The sequence below is a fragment of the Bradyrhizobium sp. CCBAU 45389 genome (genome assembly GCF_028128625.1).
GTDB classification, from domain to species: Bacteria; Pseudomonadota; Alphaproteobacteria; order Rhizobiales; family Xanthobacteraceae; genus Bradyrhizobium; species Bradyrhizobium liaoningense_B.
Genome location: NZ_LBIY01000049.1, coordinates 1 through 4,000 on the forward strand (window position 1 = coordinate 1; position 4,000 = coordinate 4,000).

The window sequence follows — 4,000 nt, forward strand, 5'->3', positions numbered from 1 at the left end:
TTGCCGGGAATCCCACTTCCTTGCAGGCCCTTTCCAACACCTCCACGACGTCGGTACCGCGGAAGGTGAACCGTGGCGCCAGCGCCGGCGAGAAGCGGGAGAAGGTATCGATGATCGTAAGGACGCGCAGCTTGTGTCCGCTCGCCAACTGGTCGAACGGCAAGCTGAAGAAGCTGGTCGCGGACCTGTCGCTCGACAAGGAGATGCTGCAGGACGTGATCCGCCGAAAGCTATCGGCAGCCGCCTTCCTAATTGGAATGCTTCCTGGAACGCTCTTCGCCCTCTTGCAGCACTTTGAGCTCCGCATTCTGAGCCAGCTCGTTCGCAGCTACGTCGCCCTGATGCGATCGATTCCGCTCATTCTCGTCCTATTCTGGTTTTCCTGGTACCCATCGTTCTTGGCCACCTGTCAGGCAATGGTCGTCCGATTCCGGTCGGTGCCACCTACACAGCGTTCATCACGTTCGGCTTGTTCGAGGCCGCCTACTATTCGGAAATTATCCGCGTCGGGTTGCGCGCAGTGAACAAGGGACAATTTGAGGCGTGTCAGGCGCTGGCCTTGTCGACATTCGATACGTATCGCCACATTGTCTTGCCGCAAGTGTTCCGTGTCGCCAGTCCGATCAAACTCAGCCAGACCATCATTCTGTTTCAGGATACGTCACTCGTCTACGTCCTATCGCTCACAGATCTCCTTGGCGCGGCTTCGAAGCTTGCGCAGCTTAACGGTCGTCTCGTCGAGATGTATCTCGCAGCGGCCGTCGTCTATCTCATCATAAGCTCCGCCGCGTCTCAATTCGTCGCCTCGCTCCGCAAGAGGTACGCGGTCGCGGGCGCGCACCGATAGTCAATGCGATGGCCCGTCGTTCCTTAGGCCCTACAACCTGGAGACCTGCATGCAGCAGAGCGCACAGTTAGCCCAGACGACCAGGTTCCGATGTCATCGTAGAGCACCTCATCAAGCGGTTCGGCAGCTTCAACGCCCTGAGCGGCGTCAGCCTCACCGTCGCAAGAGGAGAAAAGATTGTGCTCTGCGGGCCGTCTGGTTCGGGGAAGTCGACCCTGATCCGCTGCATCAACCATATCGAAAAGCATGATTCCGGCCGGATCGTCGTCGACGGAGTTGAAATGACAGATCGGACTCGGGACATTAACAGCGTTCGCTGCGAGGTTGGAATGGTGTTCCAGAGTTTCAACCTGTTTCCGCATCTCTCGGTGGTCGAAAACTGCATGCTGGCTCCGATGAAGGTCAGGGGTCTTTCCCAGTCCGAGGCCCTTGACCGGGCAATGGTGCTGCTGAGGAAGGTGCGCATCCACGATCAAGCCAAGAAGTATCCCGCGCAGTTGTCGGGCGGTCAGCAGCAGCGTGTCGCCATAGCTCGCGCCTTGTGCATGCAGCCCAAGATCATGCTGTTCGACGAGCCGACGTCTGCTCTCGATCCAGAAATGGTCAAGGAGGTGCTCGAAACCATGGTCGAGCTTGCGCAGGACGGGATGACGATGGTCTGTGTCACGCACGAAATGGCCTTTGCGCGCGAAGTCGCAGATCGTGTGATCTTCATGGATCGCGGCTCAATCTTGGAAGAGGGGGATCCCGGCACCTTCTTCCGCGCACCGAACACGGAGCGGGCGAAGGTCTTCCTCAACCAGATTATTCACTGAGGTCGCGCCGCGCGTGGTCCTCATCGTCTCAAGCAACAAGGCGCAAAGATGCGTCTCACTCGAACAGAGGGGTTCCATGTCTAGACTGCGTGCACTGCTTTCCGCGACTGCGATCGCCGTATTTTCGGTCTCCGCGGCTCAGGCGGGGCCGACGCTCGACAACATCAGGTCGAAAAAGGCGATCACCATCGGCTATCGCGAAACTTCGATTCCCTTTTCCTATCTCGGTGCTGACCAGAAGCCCGTCGGTTTTTCCCTGGACCTGTGCGCGCACGTCGTCGATCGTCTGAAAGCCGATCTCGGCGCCCCAGATCTTCAGGTCAAGCTCACGCCGGTCAACTCGTCCAACCGCATCCCGCTGATCCAGAACGGCACGATCGATCTCGAGTGCGGCGGCACCGCGAGCAGCAAGCAGCGCCTGGAACAGGTCTCATTCAGCGTATCAACCTTCGCCAGCCAAACAGCTTGGCTTACAAAGGTGTCGAGCGGGCTCAAGACGCCGAAGGACTTGAAAGGAAAGACTATTGTCCTCACGCAGGGGTCCGATGCTCTCGGCATTGCCAAAGGCATTTCGCAGGACGACGATCTCAATCTGACTATCGCGCAAGCCAAGGACCATGCGGAATCATTGCTGTTGCTGGCCACCGGGCGTGCAGCCGCGTGGGTGGAAGCGGACATTCTCTTGGCCGGCATGAGAGCGGATTATTCCAACCCCGCTGACCTCGCCTTTCTGAAAGCAAACTACGGCACGATCTGATGTTCTCGAAGGATGATCCCGACTTCAAGAAGGTGGTCGACGACGTTCTCTCCAGCCTCATGGCTTCCGGCGATTTCACCAAACTCTACAACAAATGGTTCATGGCTGCGATCCCGCCGAAGAACATCAATCTAGAATTTCCAATGACCGAGGCTCTTAAGGAGCGCGTTGCCCATCCTAGTGACGTCGTCAACAATTGAACTTGCCAGGCTGCGGCCGTGAAGTCCCGCTGGTCGACACCAGACGTACAGCATGGTCTAGCGCGAGCGGCGATCGCAAAGGCGGACGCAAGCGACTATCCTTACCTACTGGGAGCCAAAAATGAGTAGAGTTGCGCTTAGCTGGGAGGCAATGACGGACTCCGATCGACAAATCGCACGATGGGTCGAGGAGACGCCGTTTGTGGATACCCATGAGCATCTGATAGAGGAAAGTCAGCGTCTTGCTGGAGCGATCCATCCGCGAACGTTGCCGTGCAACGACTGGGCGTATCTGTTCCGGTCCTATGCTGCCGAAGATCTGGTGGTTGCCGGCCTGCCACCAGCCGACTTACGCAGGTTTCTCGGGCCGGACCTCACGAGCCAGGACAAATATCGGTTGATCGCCCCATATTGGGAGCGCATCCGCCATACCGGCTACGCACAGGCGCTGCGCCATACATTTCGCGGCGTTTACGGTGAAGAGGACCTGACCGCCGAGAGCCTGCCCCGCATAGCTGAGAAATACCGTGAAACCGTTCAGCCCGGCTTTTACGCGCGCATTTTCGGCTTGGCGAACGTAAAGGGCTGCCACGTCAATTCGCTGCAGCGTATCTTCATGGAGACCGAGCAGCCGGGCTTGCTCGATCACGACATAAGCATTCTTCAATTGTGCCGATGTAGTGCTGCTGACTTTGCGTGGGTGGAAGCCGAGACAGGCAGACGGCCGACGACGCTCGATGAGTGGCTCGACGTCATCGACTTTTATTTCGCGACATACGGCGCCAAGGCCGTGGCTGTAAAGTCGCAAATTGCCTATTCGCGCGCTCTGAACTTTGAGCCGGTCACCAAGGCGTATGCGGCTAGGCTATTTCCACACCATGCGGACAGAGTTGGCGCATTGCATGCCCTCGGTCCTGAGGACCTCAAAGCGCTGCAAGACTATCTATCCCGCTATTGTGTCGGCAAGGCTGGCGAGCGTGGCCTCCCGGTCAAGCTGCATACCGGCGTTTTGGCTGGCTACGGCGTGATGCAACTCGGTCGTACCCACAGCAATGCCGCAGACGTCTGCCGTCTCTTGCAGGATTTTCCAGAGACCCGATTCGTCCTGATGCATATCGGATACCCATACGAGCACGAGTTTATCGCGCTGGCTAAGCATTATCCCAACGCCGCGATCGACATGTGCTGGACGTGGATTATCAATCCGGTGGCGGGCGTTCGCTTTTTGAAGGAGTTTCTGATGGCGGTTCCGTCCAACAAGATCTTCACCTTCGGTGGCGACTATGTCGCTGTCGATATGGCCATGCGGTCGTCGCGCGCCGTGGAATCGCGCAGGCACTCTCTCAACTCGTCGCGGGAGGGTGGATAGAGCTAGATGACA

Annotated in this window: 4 protein-coding genes and 2 pseudogenes; 5 read left to right on the plus strand and 1 reads right to left on the minus strand. The window is 57.9% G+C overall.

Annotated elements, in window-relative coordinates; all coding sequences use genetic code 11:
* Nucleotides 1-154 (minus strand): annotated as a pseudogene (locus XH79_RS07035) (IS3 family transposase); the annotation flags it as partial.
* A gap of 76 nt (nt 155-230) precedes the next feature.
* Here XH79_RS07035 and XH79_RS07040 point away from each other — a divergent pair.
* The 5 genes and pseudogenes from XH79_RS07040 to XH79_RS07055 form a co-directional block, all read left to right on the plus strand.
* Nucleotides 231-847 (plus strand): annotated as a pseudogene (locus tag XH79_RS07040) (amino acid ABC transporter permease); the annotation flags it as partial.
* Between the two features lie 95 nt (nt 848-942).
* Nucleotides 943-1,662, plus strand: coding sequence for an amino acid ABC transporter ATP-binding protein (locus XH79_RS07045; protein ID WP_271581187.1), 720 nt, complete (start codon nt 943-945; stop codon nt 1,660-1,662).
* 76 nt (nt 1,663-1,738) lie between these two features.
* On the plus strand, nt 1,739-2,419 hold the full coding sequence (locus tag XH79_RS07050) for an amino acid ABC transporter substrate-binding protein (protein ID WP_333938834.1): 681 nt from the start codon (nt 1,739-1,741) through the stop codon (nt 2,417-2,419).
* Nucleotides 2,419-2,619, plus strand: coding sequence for a transporter substrate-binding domain-containing protein (locus XH79_RS43085; RefSeq protein ID WP_333938835.1), 201 nt, complete (start codon nt 2,419-2,421; stop codon nt 2,617-2,619). The genes XH79_RS07050 and XH79_RS43085 overlap by 1 nt, the downstream gene beginning before the upstream one ends.
* 151 nt (nt 2,620-2,770) lie before the next feature.
* The gene (locus XH79_RS07055) at nt 2,771-3,988 is read left to right on the plus strand and encodes an amidohydrolase family protein (protein ID WP_271581186.1); all 1,218 of its coding nucleotides are present in this window, start codon (nt 2,771-2,773) and stop codon (nt 3,986-3,988) included.
* Nucleotides 3,989-4,000 lie beyond the last annotated feature (12 nt).

Excerpts from the sequence above, each read along its gene's own strand:
- XH79_RS07055 (WP_271581186.1), top strand. The coding sequence starts at position 2,771 with ATGACGGACTCCGATCGACAAATCGCACGATGGGTCGAGGAGACGCCG.
- XH79_RS43085 (WP_333938835.1), top strand. The coding sequence starts at position 2,419 with ATGTTCTCGAAGGATGATCCCGACTTCAAGAAGGTGGTCGACGACGTT.
- XH79_RS07050 (WP_333938834.1), top strand. The coding sequence starts at position 1,739 with ATGTCTAGACTGCGTGCACTGCTTTCCGCGACTGCGATCGCCGTATTT.